The sequence below is a fragment of the Sphingomonas sp. FARSPH genome, assembly GCF_003355005.1.
Classification (GTDB): domain Bacteria; phylum Pseudomonadota; class Alphaproteobacteria; order Sphingomonadales; family Sphingomonadaceae; genus Sphingomonas.
Genome location: NZ_CP029985.1, coordinates 1,541,401 through 1,557,914, shown reverse-complemented (window position 1 = coordinate 1,557,914; position 16,514 = coordinate 1,541,401). Strand labels below are relative to the sequence as shown.

At 68.5% G+C, this 16,514-nt stretch carries 20 protein-coding genes; 10 read left to right on the top strand and 10 right to left on the bottom strand.

Going from position 1 to position 16,514, the window contains the following annotated elements; genetic code table 11:
- The first annotated feature begins 113 nt into the window (after positions 1–113).
- Both DM480_RS07650 and DM480_RS07645 read left to right on the top strand, forming a co-directional pair.
- On the top strand, positions 114–1,331 hold the full coding sequence (locus DM480_RS07650) for an argininosuccinate synthase (RefSeq protein ID WP_115378306.1): 1,218 nt from the start codon (positions 114–116) through the stop codon (positions 1,329–1,331).
- 98 nt (positions 1,332–1,429) lie between these two features.
- Positions 1,430–3,079 carry a hypothetical protein gene (locus DM480_RS07645; protein WP_198665919.1) on the top strand — a complete coding sequence of 550 codons (1,650 nt, stop codon included), beginning with the start codon at positions 1,430–1,432 and terminating at the stop codon, positions 3,077–3,079.
- On the opposite strand, the gene DM480_RS07640 is transcribed toward DM480_RS07645, so the two are convergent.
- From DM480_RS07640 to DM480_RS07625, 4 genes are all read right to left on the bottom strand, one after another.
- Positions 3,057–4,196, bottom strand: coding sequence for a GNAT family N-acetyltransferase (locus tag DM480_RS07640; protein WP_115378305.1), 1,140 nt, complete (start codon positions 4,194–4,196; stop codon positions 3,057–3,059). The two genes, DM480_RS07645 and DM480_RS07640, sit on opposite strands and share 23 nt — an antisense overlap.
- A gap of 119 nt (positions 4,197–4,315) precedes the next feature.
- Complete coding sequence (locus DM480_RS07635) at positions 4,316–4,780, bottom strand: RidA family protein (protein ID WP_115378304.1); 465 nt, start codon at positions 4,778–4,780, stop codon at positions 4,316–4,318.
- A gap of 39 nt (positions 4,781–4,819) precedes the next feature.
- Entirely contained in the window at positions 4,820–5,461 is a 642-nt protein-coding gene (locus tag DM480_RS07630; RefSeq protein WP_115378303.1) for an HAD family hydrolase, read from the bottom strand.
- The gene (locus DM480_RS07625) at positions 5,461–5,733 is read right to left on the bottom strand and encodes a DUF3572 domain-containing protein (protein ID WP_115378302.1); all 273 of its coding nucleotides are present in this window, start codon (positions 5,731–5,733) and stop codon (positions 5,461–5,463) included. Before DM480_RS07625 ends, DM480_RS07630 begins: the two co-directional genes overlap by 1 nt.
- Positions 5,734–5,770: 37 nt before the next feature.
- Between DM480_RS07625 and DM480_RS07620 the strand changes: the two genes are divergently transcribed.
- Positions 5,771–6,133 (top strand): response regulator, encoded by a 363-nt coding sequence (locus DM480_RS07620; RefSeq protein WP_115378301.1) that lies wholly within the window; start codon positions 5,771–5,773, stop codon positions 6,131–6,133.
- Positions 6,134–6,162: 29 nt separating this feature from the next.
- On the opposite strand, the gene DM480_RS18715 is transcribed toward DM480_RS07620, so the two are convergent.
- A complete protein-coding gene (locus tag DM480_RS18715; RefSeq protein WP_115378300.1) occupies positions 6,163–6,858 on the bottom strand; it encodes a methyl-accepting chemotaxis protein in 696 nt (231 codons plus the stop codon).
- 402 nt (positions 6,859–7,260) lie between these two features.
- Positions 7,261–7,428: a 50S ribosomal protein L33 gene (gene rpmG / locus DM480_RS07610; RefSeq protein ID WP_007407030.1), complete on the bottom strand. Its 168-nt coding sequence runs from the start codon at positions 7,426–7,428 to the stop codon at positions 7,261–7,263.
- 182 nt (positions 7,429–7,610) lie between these two features.
- Between rpmG and DM480_RS07605 the strand changes: the two genes are divergently transcribed.
- The 3 genes from DM480_RS07605 to DM480_RS07595 all read left to right on the top strand — a co-directional run bounded on the left by DM480_RS07605 (position 7,611) and on the right by DM480_RS07595 (position 9,111).
- Positions 7,611–7,943 (top strand): hypothetical protein, encoded by a 333-nt coding sequence (locus DM480_RS07605; protein ID WP_232834163.1) that lies wholly within the window; start codon positions 7,611–7,613, stop codon positions 7,941–7,943.
- Positions 7,944–7,963: 20 nt separating this feature from the next.
- Positions 7,964–8,518 carry a TMEM165/GDT1 family protein gene (locus DM480_RS07600; RefSeq protein ID WP_232834162.1) on the top strand — a complete coding sequence of 185 codons (555 nt, stop codon included), beginning with the start codon at positions 7,964–7,966 and terminating at the stop codon, positions 8,516–8,518.
- A gap of 101 nt (positions 8,519–8,619) precedes the next feature.
- Positions 8,620–9,111 carry a Dps family protein gene (locus DM480_RS07595; protein WP_115378297.1) on the top strand — a complete coding sequence of 164 codons (492 nt, stop codon included), beginning with the start codon at positions 8,620–8,622 and terminating at the stop codon, positions 9,109–9,111.
- A gap of 29 nt (positions 9,112–9,140) precedes the next feature.
- On the opposite strand, the gene DM480_RS07590 is transcribed toward DM480_RS07595, so the two are convergent.
- Positions 9,141–9,989, bottom strand: coding sequence for a metallophosphoesterase (locus DM480_RS07590; protein ID WP_157968780.1), 849 nt, complete (start codon positions 9,987–9,989; stop codon positions 9,141–9,143).
- 64 nt (positions 9,990–10,053) lie between these two features.
- Here DM480_RS07590 and DM480_RS07585 point away from each other — a divergent pair, with 64 nt between their 5' ends.
- A complete protein-coding gene (locus DM480_RS07585) occupies positions 10,054–11,643 on the top strand; it encodes a cisplatin damage response ATP-dependent DNA ligase (RefSeq protein WP_115378296.1) in 1,590 nt (529 codons plus the stop codon).
- Positions 11,644–11,665: 22 nt separating this feature from the next.
- Here the strand turns inward: DM480_RS07585 and DM480_RS07580 are convergent, their stop codons facing one another.
- Positions 11,666–12,358, bottom strand: coding sequence for a DUF4336 domain-containing protein (locus DM480_RS07580; protein WP_115378295.1), 693 nt, complete (start codon positions 12,356–12,358; stop codon positions 11,666–11,668).
- A 367-nt stretch (positions 12,359–12,725) separates the two neighbouring features.
- On the opposite strand from DM480_RS07580, the gene DM480_RS07575 reads away from it, so the two are divergent.
- Positions 12,726–13,229: a DUF5946 family protein gene (locus DM480_RS07575; protein ID WP_125471486.1), complete on the top strand. Its 504-nt coding sequence runs from the start codon at positions 12,726–12,728 to the stop codon at positions 13,227–13,229.
- A 7-nt stretch (positions 13,230–13,236) separates the two neighbouring features.
- On the opposite strand, the gene DM480_RS07570 is transcribed toward DM480_RS07575, so the two are convergent.
- Positions 13,237–14,043: a glutaminyl-peptide cyclotransferase gene (locus DM480_RS07570; RefSeq protein ID WP_115378293.1), complete on the bottom strand. Its 807-nt coding sequence runs from the start codon at positions 14,041–14,043 to the stop codon at positions 13,237–13,239.
- Positions 14,044–14,121: 78 nt separating this feature from the next.
- The gene (locus DM480_RS18710) at positions 14,122–14,955 is read right to left on the bottom strand and encodes a cold-shock protein (RefSeq protein WP_115378292.1); all 834 of its coding nucleotides are present in this window, start codon (positions 14,953–14,955) and stop codon (positions 14,122–14,124) included.
- A 287-nt stretch (positions 14,956–15,242) separates the two neighbouring features.
- Here DM480_RS18710 and DM480_RS07560 point away from each other — a divergent pair, with 287 nt between their 5' ends.
- Both DM480_RS07560 and lptC read left to right on the top strand, forming a co-directional pair.
- Complete coding sequence (locus DM480_RS07560; protein WP_115378291.1) at positions 15,243–15,863, top strand: ribonuclease D; 621 nt, start codon at positions 15,243–15,245, stop codon at positions 15,861–15,863.
- An 11-nt stretch (positions 15,864–15,874) separates the two neighbouring features.
- Positions 15,875–16,513 (top strand): LPS export ABC transporter periplasmic protein LptC, encoded by a 639-nt coding sequence (lptC, locus tag DM480_RS07555; protein WP_115378290.1) that lies wholly within the window; start codon positions 15,875–15,877, stop codon positions 16,511–16,513.
- Position 16,514: the final 1 nt, after the last annotated feature.

Genomic DNA, 16,514 nt, shown 5'->3' with positions numbered 1-16,514 from the left:
GCCCTACCCCCACGCGCCTAAACCCGATGTGAACGCAACCGTTGCACGCGCCGCGCCTTCGCCCTAGGGGCGCGGCGATATTCCCCCTTCCCAAGACGTCAAAGGATGCTGCCGTGGCCGATCAGATCAACCGCGTCGTTCTCGCCTATTCGGGCGGCCTGGATACGAGCGTGATCCTGAAATGGCTGCAGCAGACGTACAGTTGCGAGGTCGTGACCTTCACCGCCGACCTTGGCCAGGGCGAGGAGCTGGAGCCCGCGCGTCAGAAGGCGCAGATGGCGGGCGTCAAGCCGGAGCATATCTTCATCGACGATCTGCGCGAGGAATTCGTGCGCGATTACGTCTTCCCGATGATGCGCTCGAACGCGCTGTACGAGGGGCTGTACCTGCTCGGCACGTCGATCGCGCGGCCGCTGATCGCCAAGCGCCAGATCGAGATCGCGAAGATGGTCGGCGCCGACGCGGTCAGCCACGGTGCGACCGGCAAGGGCAACGACCAGGTCCGCTTCGAACTCGGCTATTACGCGCTCGCGCCCGACATCAAGGTGATCGCGCCGTGGCGCGAATGGGACCTGACCAGCCGCACCAAGCTGATCGAGTTCGCCGAACAGCACCAGATTCCCGTCGCAAAGGACAAGCGCGGCGAATCGCCCTTCTCGACCGACGCGAACCTGCTCCACACCAGTTCCGAGGGGAAGGTGCTCGAGGATCCGTGGCAGGAGGTGCCCGACTACGTCTATTCGCGCACGGTGAACCCGGAGGACGCGCCCGACGCGCCGGAATACATCACGATCGATTTCGAACGCGGCGACGGCGTCGCGCTCAATGGCGAGGCGACCAGCCCGGCGACCTTGCTGACCAAGCTCAACGAGCTGGGTCGTCGCCACGGCATCGGGCGGCTCGACCTGGTCGAGAATCGCTTCGTCGGCATGAAGAGCCGCGGCATGTACGAGACGCCGGGCGGCACCATCTATCACCTCGCCCATCGCGGGATCGAGCAGATCACGCTCGACCGCGGCGCCGCGCACCTGAAGGACGAGCTGGCGCCGCGCTATGCCGAGCTGATCTACAACGGCTTCTGGTTCTCGCCGGAGCGCGAGATGCTGCAGGCGGCGATCGACCACAGCCAGGCGAAGGTATCGGGCACGGTGCGGCTCAAGCTGTACAAGGGCGGCGTCTATATCGTCGGCCGCAAGTCGCCCAATTCGCTCTATTCGGAAAAGGTCGTGACGTTCGAGGACGATCAGGGCGCGTACGACCAGCGCGACGCGGCGGGCTTCATCAAGCTCAACGCGCTGCGCCTGCGCCTGCTGGGCCGGCGGGACGCCTGACAGACACTCCCCTCCCGCCCGCGGGAGGGGAGAGATGCAACCATCCCACATCAGCGCGGAAGCGCTTGTCGTGAGGTGAGCCGCCGCACTAAGGCGGTATGATGCAGGACCAACAGCTGCACTGGTGGCAGACGCGCAGTTTCGTCGTGGCGATGGTGATCGTCGCGATCATCCCGTTGCTGTGGCCGCAGATCCCGCCTTTGGTCGATCTGCCCGGCCATATGGGTCGCTACGCCGTCCAGCTCGACGGCGGTCGCCATCCTTGGCTGGCCGGCTGGTACGATTTCCGATGGTCGCTGATCGGCAACCTGGGCATCGACCTTCTCATCATCCCGCTCGCGCCGATCTTCGGGCTGGAACTGGCGGTCAAGCTGATCGTCATCGCCATCCCCGCGCTGACCGTATCGGGACTGTTGTGGATCGCGCGCGAGGTGCATGGCCGCATCCCCGCGACCGCGCTGTTCGCGCTGCCGCTCGCCTACAGCTATCCGTTTCAGTTCGGCTTCGTGAACTTCGCGCTGTCGATGGCGCTGGCGCTCAACCTGTTCGCGCTGTGGCTGCGGCTGGCGCGCACCGGGCGCCTCACCTTGCGCGCCGCATTGTTCGTGCCGCTGTCCTGCGCCTTGTGGGTCTGCCACACTTTCGGCTGGGGCGTGCTGGGCGTGCTCGCCTTTTCCGCGGAGCTGATCCGCCAGCACGACCAGATGACCGCGCGCCCGCAGGAAGAACGGGGCCCGCGCCACTGGGCACGTGCGTTCGTGCGCGCCGGGCTCGGCTGCCTCCCGCTGTCGCTGCCCTTCCTGCTGATGGTGTTCTGGCGATCGGGCGATCACGTCACCGGCCAGACGATGGACTGGTTCAACTGGCAGGCGAAGATCAACTGGGTGACGATGGTGCTGCGCGACCGCTGGATGGCGTTCGACATCGTCTCCGTCACCATTCTGTTCGTCATCCTGCTGAAGGGCGTGCGCGATTCGCGCGTCGAATATTCGCGCAATCTCGGCCTGTCGGCGTTGTTCCTGTGCGCGGTCTATCTGCTGCTGCCGCGCATCGTCTTCGGCTCCGCTTATGCCGACATGCGCCTTGCCCCCTTCGCGCTCGCCATCGCATTGATCGCGCTCCGGCCGCGGCGCGGGCTGTCGCTGCGCGGCGCGTCGACGCTGGCGGCGCTCGGTCTCGCTTTTTTCGGCATACGCATGGCGGCGCAGACGGTCAGCTACTGGCTCTACGCCAAGAGTTACGACCGCACGCTCGCCGCGCTCGACCATGTGCCCGAAGGCGCGCGGCTGGTGACGATGATCGGCCGCCATTGCTACGACGACTGGGCCTATTCGCGGCTCGAACATATTCCCGGTATCGCCCTCGTCCGCCGCCACGCCTATGCCAACGATCAATGGTCGATGGCGGGCGCGCAGCTGCTCACCGTGCGCTACACGCCCGCGGGCCGCTTTGCGCACGATCCGTCGGAGATCGTCACCGACCGGCGCTGCCGCGGCGAATGGTGGCGGCCGCTCCGGCTGTCGCTGGCGATGCTGCCGCGCGATGCGTTCGATTACGTCTGGCTGATCAATCCGGGCCCCTACGGCCCCGAATTCGTCGCCGGGCTGACGCCGATCTGGCGCGACGGCCGCTCGGTGCTCTACCGCGTCGACAACCGCCGCCCACCCAAGGTGAAGATCGACCCCGAGCTGCTGCCACCGCGCCGCCCGATGAGCTTCCCGCTGCCTAGTCCCCCGCCCCGCGCCTGAACGGCGCGAGTTCGGCGAGATACGCCTGGTCGCTCTCCACCGCGGCGCGTTCGCGGACCAGGAAATCGGCGACCGCGCGGCGGAAGCCCGCATCGGGAATGTAATGCGCCGACCAGGTCGGCACCGGCACGTAGCCGCGGGCCAGCTTGTGTTCGCCCTGCGCCCCCGCCTCGACGCTCGCGAGGCCGCGCGCGATCGCCGCATCGATCGCCTGATAATAACAAAGCTCGAAATGGAGGAACGGCACCTCCTCGCTGCACCCCCAATAACGGCCGTAGAGCGTGTCGTCGCCGATCAGGTTGAGCGCGCCCGCGATCGGCCGGCCGTCGCGCTCAGCGAGGATCAGCAGCACCCGGTCGCCCATCGTCTCGCCGAGCAGGTCGAAGAAGCCGCGCGTCAGATAGGGATGCCCCCATTTGCGGCTGCCGGTATCCTGGTAGAAGGTCCAGAAGGCGTCCCAATGCGCGGGCCGGATATCGCCGCCCGTCAGGTGGCGGATCGTCAGCCCCGCGACCGCGGCCGCGCGCTCCTTGCGGATCGCCTTGCGCTTGCGGCTGGCGAGCGCGCCCAGGAAATCGTCGAAGCTGGCATAACCCCGGTTCGCCCAGTGGAACTGCGTCCCCTCGCGCACCAGCCACCCCGCCTGTTCGAACAGCGGCAGCTGATCGGGCGCGACGAAGGTCGCATGCGCCGACGACAGGCCATGCCGGTCGGTCACCGCCTCCAGCGCCGCGATCAGCGCAGGCGCGGCGGCGGGATCGCGCAGCAGCAGCCTGGGGCCCGGCACGGGGCTGAACGGCGCGGCGATCTGGAGCTTGGGATAATAGTCCCCGCCCGCGCGCTCCCATGCGTCGGCCCAGGCGTGGTCGAAGACATATTCGCCCTGGCTGTGCGCCTTCGCATAGGCCGGCGCGATTCCGATCGGCGCGCCGTCGGCGCCGTCGACCAGGATCGGGATCGGTTGCCAGCCCGATCGACCGCCGACGCTGCCCGAGTCTTCCAGCGCGGCGAGGAAGGCGTGGCTGACGAAGGGATTGGCCGTGCCCGCGCAGGCATCCCATTGGTCGGCGGGGATGGAGCGGACCCCGTCCGCGAGGCGCGCGACGACATCGGTCATGCGACGGTGGGGATCGGGCTCATCGCCCGTTGATATAGGCCTGCGCGCCGGTCATTCCAGCACGCGCCCCATGCATCATCCCCGCGAAGGCGGGAACGACGCATGGGGCAGGCGCCGCCTCAGTCGACCTGGACGATCGCGTCGACCTCCACCGCGGCGCCCAGCGGCAGCACCGGCACGCCGACCGCGCTGCGTGCATGACGGCCCTCGTCGCCGAACAACGCGACCATCAGCTCCGACGCGCCGTTCGCGACCTTGGGCTGGTCGGTGAAATCGCCGTGCGAGTTGACGAACACGCCGAGCTTCACGATCCGCCGCACGCGCGACAGGTCACCGCCCAGATACTTCTTGAGCTGCGCGACGATCATCAGGCCGCACGCCTGCGCCGCGGCCTGGCCGTCCTCCAGCGACACGCCATCGCCCAGGCGGCCGGTGATGAGCTGGCCATCCCTGAACGGCAGCTGCCCCGACAGGTGCAGCATCCCGCCCGCCTCGACGACGGGGACATAGGCGGCGACGGGGGCGGCGGCCTCCGGCAGCGACAGGCCGAGTTCCTCGAGCTTGCGGGCGATACGGTCGGTCATCGATGATCCTTTCCTGAGCTTGGCGCGGCCGTAGCGGGATCAGGCGCGCGCGGGCAAGGCCGACTCGGCGGGCACGCCCGCCGCGAAGCGGGCGGCGATCCAGTCCGCCGCCGCGCGCCAGTCGTCGATCCGCGCATGCGCGTGGCGGGCGGGCGGGACGGTGGGCGCCATCGCGGGTTCGGCGATCAGCTGCAGCCGGTGGACCTGCGGCGCGTGGCGCGCGACCGATTCGTGGTGGACGGCGAGGTCGTCGACGAAGACGGTGACGGGGTCGCCATGTTCCGCGACCAGCCGCGCGACGGGATCGCCCTTGCCGCCCTGGTTGCATTCGACGCGATGGTCGATGCCGAACGCCGCGAGCTGTTCGATCCGCGCGGTGCGGCACGCATCGGTCAGGTTGGTCAGGATGACGATCTCGGCCGTCTCCGCCAGCCGCGCCAGCGCCTCGGCAGCGTGCGGCACCAGCGTCTGGCGGTGCATCTCGCCGGGGAAGAAGCCGCCGAGCAGCCCCCACATCTCGTCGCGCGTCGGGGTGCTGCCATCCGCGCGGCGCATCGAATTGGCGAAATCCTCGCCATCGGGCGTGAAGGCGATGTCGTGCGACTCGCGCAGCCACACGCCGAAATGCCGCACCATGTGCAGCAGCACCTCGTCGCAATCGCAGATCAGCAGCGGCTTCATCACGTCTCCAGCTGTTCGCGCGCGCGCACCAGCGCCGCGGGGGGCACGCCGATCGCCGCGGCGCAGGCGACAAGATCGGGTTCGTGCGATTCGAGGAAGGTGAGGCAGGCGGCGAGCACCGCGGGCTCGCCCGCCCGCCCACGCAGATCGTCGGGGTCGAGCCCGGTCAACGCCAGCAGTCGATCGGCTCGGTCGCCGTCGTCCAGCGTCCAGACCAGGGCCTGGAGCGCCAGCGTACCGGCATCGGGGGTGTTTGTATCGGACGCGCGCATTGCCTACACGATGACAGCGGAAAGGACGGTGTGCGAGGTGGCAAAAAGGATTCTCGTTGTCGAGGACAACGAGCTCAATCTGAAGCTGTTCTGCGACCTGCTGCGCGTGCACCAGTTCGCCGCCGAGCCGGTGCGCGACGGGCGCGAGGCGGTGGCGCGCGCGCGCGATTTCGTCCCCGACCTCATCATCATGGACATCCAGATGCCGCACGTCACCGGCTACGAGCTGATCCTCGAACTGAAGGCGGACCCCGATCTCAGCGCTATCCCGGTGATGGCGGTCACCGCCTATGCGGGCCGCGAGGACGAGGAGCGTATCCGCGCCGCGGGTGCCGCCGCCTATGTCTCGAAACCGATCAGCCTTGCGCGCTTCATCGATGCGGTGAACGCGCTGCTGTGACGCGGCTGCCGGGCGGCGGCATTTTCCGCTCAGACCACGGCGCGTTCCGCTGTCCGTTCCGTGACCATGTCGGTCGCCCGTACCGTCGCCGCGCGCGTGTCGCCGGCCAGCTTCTTGATCTCTGCGGCGACGATCGCAAAACCGCGCCCCGCATCGCCCGCCCGCGTCGCCTCGATCGCCGCATTGAGCGCGAGCAGGTTGGTCTGTCTGGCGATCTGCGCGATACATTCGACGATCGTGCCCAGCTCCGCCATCGTCGCATCGAGCAGCGCGCCGCGGGTTTCCAGCTCGCGCTGGCGGCGCATCCCCTCGGCATGCAGCAGCGTCGCCTGACGCTCGAGCTGGACCTGTCGCGTAGCATCGGTGGCGATCTTCAGCACGCGGCACGGCCGTCCGACGGCGTCAAGCAACACGCTGTACGTGGCATGCAACCACACGTCGGCGCCGTCGCGCCGTTGACGACGGAATTCGCCGCTGACGAACTCTCCCGCGCGCAGCGCCGCCCAGAAGCGCCCGTAATCGGCGCTTTCGACGAGGTCGGCGCTACACAACATGCTGTGGTGGCGCCCGACGATCTCATCGAGGCGATAGCCGAGCAGATCGAGGAACATGTCGTTCGCCCAGAGGATCCGCCCATCTAGGGCGAATTCCACGACCGCCTCCGACCCACACACCGCCTGCCAGGCCGCGCAGCAATATTCGGCATCGGGGGTGAAGTCTTCCATGGCCGCGTATTCCGGTCGGCGGCTTATCCGCCATAGCGGATGTAATGTCGAACCAGTCTTGTTGTTGGGTTAACGCACTTGAAACCGTACGATGCCGCACAAAACGGGCCCGAATAAACCAAGGGCGGCGTCCTCGAAGAAGACACCGCCCCCAGCCCGTAGTGACGCGATACAGGGCAGCCGGACGTTCCGGCCGCCGCGGCCCTCTTTGCCCGCAAAAGATGAACGCAACCTGTCCGCAACCGCACCGAAATAAGGCATGCGGCGAATGGAGTGGCGCTGCCTGGCACCGGTGATCGCCACGACGAAAGCCGCCGGCACCAGAGTGGCGCCGGCGGCTTTGGTCGACCCGATACATCGGCGACGGGCGACACGGCGCCCGCACCGATCGACGATCAGGGCTTACTTGATCTTGGCTTCCTTGAACTCGACATGCTTGCGCACGACGGGGTCATACTTGTTGAAGCTCAGCTTCTCGGTCTTCGTGCGCGGGTTCTTCTTGGTGACGTAGAAGAAGCCGGTGTCGGCGGAGCTGACGAGCTTGATCTTGACGGTAGTCGGCTTGGCCATGGCCTGTATTCCTGAAAACGCATAAGAGCGGCGGCACGGACGCCACCGCTCGATCAGCCGCGGCGCATGGCGGATGTGCCCCGCAAAGTCAACCGCGACGCCGCCCGCTACGCGCGCTTAACCGCGAAGTTACCACCGTCGTGCGACGCTCCGCGCTATAGCAACGACGACGGGGGTGGATGATGGCACAGCGAATCGACGGCGACACCAACCTTGCGACGGTCCGCGCCGATCTGGCGGCGCGAATCGCCGCGCTCGACGACCGTGCGCCGCACGTCGCCGCGCGCGACCTGGCGCGCGACGTCGATGCGATCCGGCTGATCGCGCATCGCAACGGCCTCGCCCCCGCGGTCACCGTCGCGCATTTCCTCGATTCGGCGCTCTCCCGCGGCGAGCATGGCGCCTTGGTCCACAGCTGGCTCGGCATCCTCGGCGACGCGGTGGCGTGCGAGCGGCAGGACGTCGCCGCCTGCGACGCTTTCGCCGCCGCCTGTTCGGTCCGCCTGGCGCACTGACGCACGCGATGGATGCGCTGATGGCGGCCCTGCTGGCGGCGGCGCTGGGCCAGATCGGCGATCGCCCCGCGCGGCTCGCGGCGATCCTTGCCGACCGCTATCGCCGCACCGGTGTCATCATCGCCGCCGCGCTGGTCGCGCTGGCCGGCGCATCCGCGGTCGCCGCGATCTGCGGCGCGCTGATCGGGCCGAAGCTGACGCCGGAGGCGCGGCAACTGTTCGTCGCGCTCGCGCTCGCACTGCAGGGCGGCGGCATGCTCGTCGTCGCCAAGGCGCCCGAGCGGCTCGACCGCTGGCGCCTCGGTGCGTTCGGCACCAGCCTTGCCGGGCTGTTCATCCTCGCGTTCGGCGACGGCGTGCAGTTCGTCGTCCTCGCGCTCGCCGCGCGCGCGGGCGAGCCGGTGTTCGCGACGATCGGCGCTACGATCGGCGGACTCGTTCCGCTCGTCGTCGCGGCAACGCTGGGCGAGGCGGGCTGGCTCGCCTTGCCGCAGGCCGCCCTGCGCCGCGGGGTAGGCATTCTGTTCCTCCTCGTCGCGGTGTGGCTCGCACTCGGCGCGTTGCGCCTGATCTGACGCGCCGATCAGACTGGTCGAGGAAAGTCGCGCAGGCTCGCGGGAGCATTTCGGCGGTCGGGTCGTTGCCGCACCGAACCGAAATTGCAGGAGATGTCCCGATGGCCGATACCAACCCGGCGCTGCGTACGCCGACCGACCTCACCAACACCCGCTCCGTCGCCGATGCGCTCAACGCCGCGCTCGCCGACTGTTTCGCGCTGTATATCAAGACCAAGAACTTCCACTGGCACGTGTCGGGCCCGCATTTTCGCGACTATCACCTGCTGCTCGACGACCAGGCGGCGCAGATCCTGGGCGTGACCGATGCGATCGCCGAACGCGTGCGCAAGATCGGTAACACGACGCTGCGCTCGATCGGCGACATCAGCCGCCGCCAGACGATCGCCGACAACGACAAGGATTTCGTCGACGCGCACGCGATGCTCGCCGAACTGCGCGAGGACAATCTGAAGCTGGTCGAGGCGTTCCGCACCGTAAAGGATGCCGCCGAAGCGGCGAAGGACAATGCCACCAGCGGCATCGTCGACGAATGGACCGACCAGGCCGAAGAGCGCGCCTGGTTCCTGTTCGAGGCCAGCCGCAAGGGCTGATCGCCCGAGCCCGATCCGGCCGATCCGGATCAGAGGCGCGCCGGGCCGACGGTGACTAGCCACCAGTCGGGCGGCGCGCTCAGTCGCACCGGCGCGCTGCCGCCGCCGACGCCGGCGGTGACGATCACCGTCCGTCCCGGATCGTCGATCCGCCCGCACCGGTATCGCGGATCGTACAGCCGCTGCCCAGTCAGCAGGCTGTATTCCGTCAGCCCACGACCGGTCGGCAGCACCACCTGCCCGCAATGCGTATGCCCCGCGAGCAACAGCGGCGCCTGCCCCGGCGCGAGCCGCGCGACGACATCGGGCGAATGCGTCACCACGACCGTCGCGCCCTGCCCGACCCCGGCGAAGGCGCGCGCGACATCGTCATGGCCGCTATACGCATCGTCGACCCCGACCAGCGTCACCGGCCCCGCCCGCACGCTGCGGTTGGACAGCGTCGGGATACCCGCGGCGGCCAGCGCGCGCGCGACTCGCGCCGCCCCCGTCCAGTGATCGTGATTGCCAAGCACCGCATAGCTGCCGAGCCGTGCGCGCAGGTGCGACAAGGGCACGACGAGCTGCTCCGCCGCCCCGGCCCCGCTCGCCGCATCGTGGCCGATGACGAAATCCCCCGCGAGAAGCACGAGGTCGGGCCGCCGCGCGTTGACCGCCGCGACGATTCGATCGAGGCGACTTGCATCCATCGCGCGGTTGCCGATGTGGATGTCGCTGACCAACGCGATCGTGATCGGCGCTGCCCCCGCCGGCCAGTCGCGCAGCGCGACCCGCGTCGTCCTGACCACCGGCGCGGCGACGATTTCGTGCAGGCCATAACCGACCGTGGCGGCGCCCGCCGCCGCCAGCCCAAGCATCACCGCCCCGATCCTGCGCATCGCTCTCGTCATATTCGCCATCGCTAGGGGGAGCGGTTCGCCGTCACCAGGCGTTTCGACCGTCATGCACGCCTTCGCCGCGCTTCTCGATTCGCTCATCTATACGCGCGGGCGCAACGCGAAGCTGAAGCTGATCGTCGACTATCTGCATGCCACACCCGACCCCGACCGCGGCTGGGCGATGGCGGCGCTGACCGGCGACCTCGACATTCCAGGGATCAAGCCCGCGGTGGTGCGCGCGCTGATCGAGGCGCGCGTCGACCCCGTGCTGTTCCGGATGAGCCGCGACTATGTCGGCGATACCGCGGAGACGGTCGCGCTGCTGTGGCCCGCGCCGGTCCCCGCCCCCGCCGGTCCCCCGCTCACCGTCGCGTCGGTGGTCGAAACCCTGCTGCACCTGTCGCGCTCCGACGCGCCCGCCGCGCTCGCCGGCATGCTCGACCGGCTCGATGCCGAGGAGCGGTTCGCGCTGCTCAAGATGGCGACGGGGGCACTGCGCATCGGCGTTTCCGCGCGGCTCGCCAAGACCGCGCTGGCGCAGGCGTTCGACCTCGACATCGATGCGGTGGAGGAGGTGTGGCACGGCCTGTCGCCGCCTTATGCGCCGCTGTTCGCCTGGGCCGCGGGCGGCGCGCAGCCGACCGCCGCCGACGTGCCGGTGTTCCGCCCCTTCATGCTCGCGCATGGCCTCGAGGATGCGCAGGTCGACCTCGCCGATTATGCCGCGGAATGGAAATGGGACGGCATCCGCGTCCAGATCGTCCACACCGCCGGCCAGACGCGCCTGTACAGCCGCACCGGCGACGACGTGACCGCGAGCTTCCCCGACGTCGCCGCCGCATTCTCCACCCCCGGCGCGGTCGACGGCGAATTGCTGGTCAAGGGCGAGGCGCAGGGCGGCACGCTCGAGGATGGCGGCGGCGCGGCGAGCTTCAACGCGCTGCAGCAGCGACTCGGGCGCAAGGTCGTCAGCCAGAAGATGCTCGCCGATTACCCCGCGTTCGTGCGCCTGTACGATATCCTGTTCGACGGCGCCCAGGATTTGCGTGCCCTGCCCTGGACGGAACGGCGCGCGCGACTGGAGGCGTTCGTGCCGCGGCTCGATCCCGACCGGTTCGACATCAGCCAGGTGATCGCCGCCGACAGCTTCACCGACCTCGAAGCGATCCGCGCCGGCGCGCGCGATGCCGCGATCGAGGGCGTGATGCTCAAGCGCCGCGATTCGCCCTATGTCGGCGGCCGCCGCGCCGGCCTGTGGTACAAATGGAAACGCGATCCGCTGACCGCCGATTGCGTGATGATGTACGCGCAGCGCGGCAACGGCCGCCGCTCCTCTTACTATAGCGACTATACGTTCGGCTGCTGGACCGAAGAGGGCGAGCTGCTCCCCGTCGGCAAGGCCTATTCGGGGATCACCGACGAAGAGTTGCGCATGCTCGACGCGTTCGTGCGCCGCCACACGGTGCAACGCTTCGGCCCGGTACGCGAGGTGGAGAAGACGCTGGTGCTGGAGATCGCGTTCGATTCGGTTCACGCCTCCACCCGCCACAAGTCCGGCGTCGCGATGCGTTTCCCGCGCATCGCCCGCATCCGCACCGACAAGCCCGCCGCGGAAGCCGACCGACTGGAGACGCTGCGGCGGCTAGTGACGTGAGCCGCGATCGACGCGCCGCCTGCTACACGCGCAGCAGCCACGCGAAGGCATGCAGGATCGCGTCGCGGCCGTCGTGCGTGATCGGCGCGCCGTGCGCCAACAGCACGCTCTCCGTCGGCCATGCCGCGATCCGCCTCACGGCCCGTCGCGCGCGATCGCGGTCCCGAAACATCATCCGGAACTTGCGGGGGACAGTCGGACGGTCCGCGGTCAGGCGGTCGAGGCTGGCGACCAAACCGCGCCACCCTTTGAACCATCCCGGCGCGAAATGCTGGACAAGGTCGGTGAAGATCGCCGTTCGGCTCCGCCGGTGAAAGAACACGACTTCCGCCGTGATCCTGTTTCTGTCCACCAACACCTGGTCGATCTCGGCCGACCAAGCGGCGGCGGGGGCGTCCGCAAGGTCCTGGTCCCAGCGTAGATCGGGTCGTTTGGCCCGCAACGCCGGCAATCCGTACAGGGACGCATCCGGATAGGCTGCCTGCCATTCGCCGATGAAAAGGTGGTGCAGGGTATTTGGCGCAACGATATGCCGTACTGGCCCCAGGATTTCGATTGCGGCTTGAAGCCGATCCGACAGGGCGGTGGGCGACCAGACGAAAAGGTCGCCCGTGGAGAGTCGGATCACGGCCATCCGTGTTGGGTAGGCGAAGCCCGCCACAAACACGGTCGCGCCCTCGACCGTCCAAATCTCGTCGCCGAACCGATGCAGCATGATCGCCCCTCCTCGCCAAGCTTAGTCTGGACTGGACACGGTCGGTAGTCGGCATGCCGCTTGCCGTCGGAACCTGCGGGCACTCGAAGCATCCCAACGGTGGGGGGCATCGGTCTCCCGCGGGGATTCGCGCGCCAGATCGCTCGCCCCCACAAACCCGTTGTCGAAGCAACGACATCGCAGCATCACGCGCCGCCCGCCAGCCCGGCATGCGGGTAAACGCGACACACGGACCTGATCGGCCACTTTTCGGAAGGCAGGCGCAAAGCCTTTTCGCTATGCCGGAACATGTCAGGCATGATGATCGGGATGATGCGATTCCCTTCTAGCCAGAGGGTGGATGGCATCGGGATGGAAATGGCGGGACATGCGCGACGAGGCGGACGAGCGATGCCCGGGTTGCGGCGGTTTCTTTCCGGCGACGGCGGGACCGACGCATAGCTATATGCTGTCGACCCCCGGATGCTGGGCCGCCTACGGCCGCCTTCTCACGCGCGAGTACGAAAATCCGGCTTTGTTTGGCGCCGTTCACCGGCTGACCGTCGATGCCCACGCCCTGCAGCATCCCGGCGATCCGAGCGATCGGCGCGCGGTGCAGTCGGTATGGGTGCATTATGCCGCTTTGCGGCTCGCGTTCGCGCGTCGGCGACCGCTGGCCGGGATCACCCCGATCATGCAGAAGCTTGCCAAAGGCCACTTCGCCTCGCTGCCGGACATTCCGATCGGATTCGCCATCACGCATGCCGATGTGCTCGCCGCGCCGGTGGCATCGCACGTGCCGATGGTACGCGAGTGGGCGCGGTGCGCCTATGATGCGTGGGCGGCACTGGGCGAGCCGACCGACATCTTGCTCGATCGGCTCGGCGCGTAACCGCCGCCTAATCCGCCGCCGGCTCCAGCTTCACCTCGAACACCGTCGGCCACAATTTGCCCGTGACGAACAGCCGCCGGCCCTTTTCGTCCCAGGCGATGCCGTTGGGCACCGCTTCGGGGTCGGTCGCCGCGACCTCGGCGACGAGGGCGCGCAGGTCGATGACCGCGTCGACCCTGCCGCTCGCGGGATCGATGCGCACGATCCAGGGCGTGCGCCAGACGTTGGCGAGAATCTGGCCGTCGACGACCTCCAACTCGTTGAGCTGGTCGACGGGCTTACCGCGGATCGTCACCGCGAGGCGGCCGGTGACGCGCATCGTCGCAGGGTCGAAGCGCTTCAGCGTCGCGCTGCCATCCGATTCGATCAGGGCCTTCCCCTCGCTCGCCAGCCCCCAGCCCTCGCCCGGGAAGCGCGCAGTGCCGACCGCGCGCAGGGTCTTGCGGTCCCAGCGGTGCGCGACGCCGTCGTGCCAGGTCAGGCTGATCAGCTGGTCGCCCCACCGCGCCAGCCCTTCGCCGAACTGCGCGGGCGGGATGGAGGCGCGCGCCAGCACCTTGCCGTCGGCCAGCTGCACCCGGCGCACCTCCGATTCGCCCTCGCGCCCGACGCTTTCGTAGAGCGCGCCGTCGGCGAAGATCAGGCCTTCGGTAAAGGCATGCGTGTCATGCGGATAGCGTGCGACCACGCGCGCCGTCAGCAGCGGCACGGGCGCGTCCGCGCGCGGGGTCGCGACGGTCGCCGCCTGCGGCACCGGCGCGGCGGCACCCGCGACCAGCAGGGGCAAGACGGAAAGAATCGACCAGAAACGCATCGGCAAGCCCCTAAAACACGAACGGCCCGCCCGGACTATCCGGACGGGCCGCCGTCATCATAGCAGGATCGGAAGCGATCAGCTGCCCGGCGACAGGTTGACCGCCGCATACTTGCCGCGACGATCGACCTCGATCTCGAACTGCAGGCGATCGCCCTCGTTCAGCGTCGGCATGCCGGCACGCTCGACCGCCGAGATGTGGACGAATGCGTCGGGCTGGCCGTCGTCGCGCTGAATGAAGCCGAAGCCCTTCATCGCGTTGAAGAACTTGACCGTACCGGTCGCCTTCTCACCGGTCAGCTGACGCTGCGGGCCACCGGCACCGCCAGCGCCGCCCGCACGCGGGCCACGATCGCCGAAGCCGCCTTCGCGCGGCTCACGCGGCGCGCGCTCGGTAACCGCCATCGGCTCGCCATCGATCTTGAGCTCGGTCGCCGAGATGCGGCCACCGCGGTCGACGAGCGTGAAGCCGAGCGGCTGGCCTTCGGCGAGGCCGGACAGGCCGGCCTGCTCGACCGCGGAGATGTGGACGAACACGTCTTCGCCGCCGTCATCGCGCACGACGAAGCCGAAGCCCTTCTGCGCGTTGAAGAACTTGACGACGCCGGTGCCCTCGCCGACGACCTGCGGCGGCATGCCGCGACCGCCGCCGAAGCCGCCGCCACCACCACCACCGAAGCCGCCACCGCCGCCGCCGCGGAAACCACCGCCGCCGCCGCCACCGAAACCGCCGCCGCCGCCGAAGCCGCCACGGTCACCACCGCCGAAACCGCCGCCGCCAAAGCCGCCGCGATCACCGCCGCCGAAACCACCGCCACCGAAGCCGCCGCCGAAATCGTCGCCACCGAAGCCATCGCGCTTATCGCGACCACGTCCGCCACGATTGCCGCGGCCACCCTTGTCGTAACTCATAAACCTGTTCGTCTTCCCGGTTCGCCCGCATCCGATCCTGTCGAAGAACCCGTGCGCCGGACGACGAACGCGAGCCTTCGGGCGCGAAACCTTTTGCGCCATGACCGAACCCATAGCGCACAAAGCAAGACCCTGCGAACAAATTCGTCGTGTGCCGCGACCGTCTGGTGCCAATACTTGCGCGGGCGTGGCCGGAACGGCACAGCCCGGCACATTCCTGCCGGGATTTCAGGCATCGGCGCGGTCGCATATTGAGCGGCAGGGTCGCACCGCGTAGGGCGAGTCGCATGACCGTACACTTCCACGAGGAAGACCTCCCCGCCGACGTCTTCGCCCCCGGTGCCGCGATCGCGGTGGACAGTGAGACCATGGGCCTCATCACGCCGCGCGACCGATTGTGCGTCGTCCAGCTGTCCGACGGCGGGCCCGACGAGCATCTCGTCCGCTTCGCGCCGGGCAGCGACTATGCCGCGCCCAACCTCAAGGCGGTGCTCGCCGACCCTTCGCGGCTGAAGCTGTTCCACTATGGCCGTTTCGACGTCGCCGCCGTGCAGCATTACCTAAGCGTCGTCGCCGCGCCGGTGTGGGATACGAAGATCGCCTCGCGCCTGGTGCGGACCTACACCGACCGCCACGGCCTGAAAGAACTGGTGCGCGAATTGCTCGGCCAGGAATTGTCGAAGCAGCAGCAGTCGTCCGACTGGGGCGGGCCCGAGCTCAGCGACGCGCAGAAGGATTATGCCGCCAGCGACGTGCGCTTCCTCCATCGCCTCAAGGACGAACTGGAACGGCGCCTGATCCGCGAGAACCGCCTGCACCTGGCGCAGGCGTGTTTCGATTTCCTGCCCACGCGCGCCGCGCTCGATCTCGCCGGCTGGCCGGAGATCGATATCTTCGCTCACGCGTAGTAGCGGATAGCATGTCCGACGTCGCCCTCCGCGCCCGCACCGCCCGCCAGCAATGGGCCGCCCCGGGCAGCCGCCACGACCGGCTGATCCGCATCCTCGGCACCACGCTGCCGATCGCGATCGGCGTGCTCGCCGCGTTTCTGGTGATGGCGCCGCTGACCGCGGGCAGCGAGGTGTCGTTCGTCCTCGACAAGAACAAGGTCGAGGTCGCGCACGAGCGGATGAAGCTGCAGTCGGCGACCTATCGCGGGCTCGACGACAAGGGCCAGGCCTTCCGCCTCGACGCGGGTTCCGCGGTGCAGCAGTCGTCGTCGGTGCCGATCGTCCAGATCAACCGCATGGCCGCAGACCTGCAACTGACCGACGGCCCCGCTACCTTGCGCGCGGACAAGGGCAATTACGACCTCAATTCCGAACAATTGCGCGTGCGCGGACCGATCGCGGTGCGCGCACCCAACAATTACAGCCTCGACACCACCGACGCCGTCGTCGACATGAAGGCGAAGACGGTGAGGAGCGACGGCGGCGTGCGCGGCACCGTGAAGCAGGGGACGTTCAGCGCCAACAGCATCAACGCGAACCTCGATGATCGCGTCGTGCGATTGCATGGCAATGCCCGCTTGCGGATCGTGCCGCGAGGGGCGAGATAGC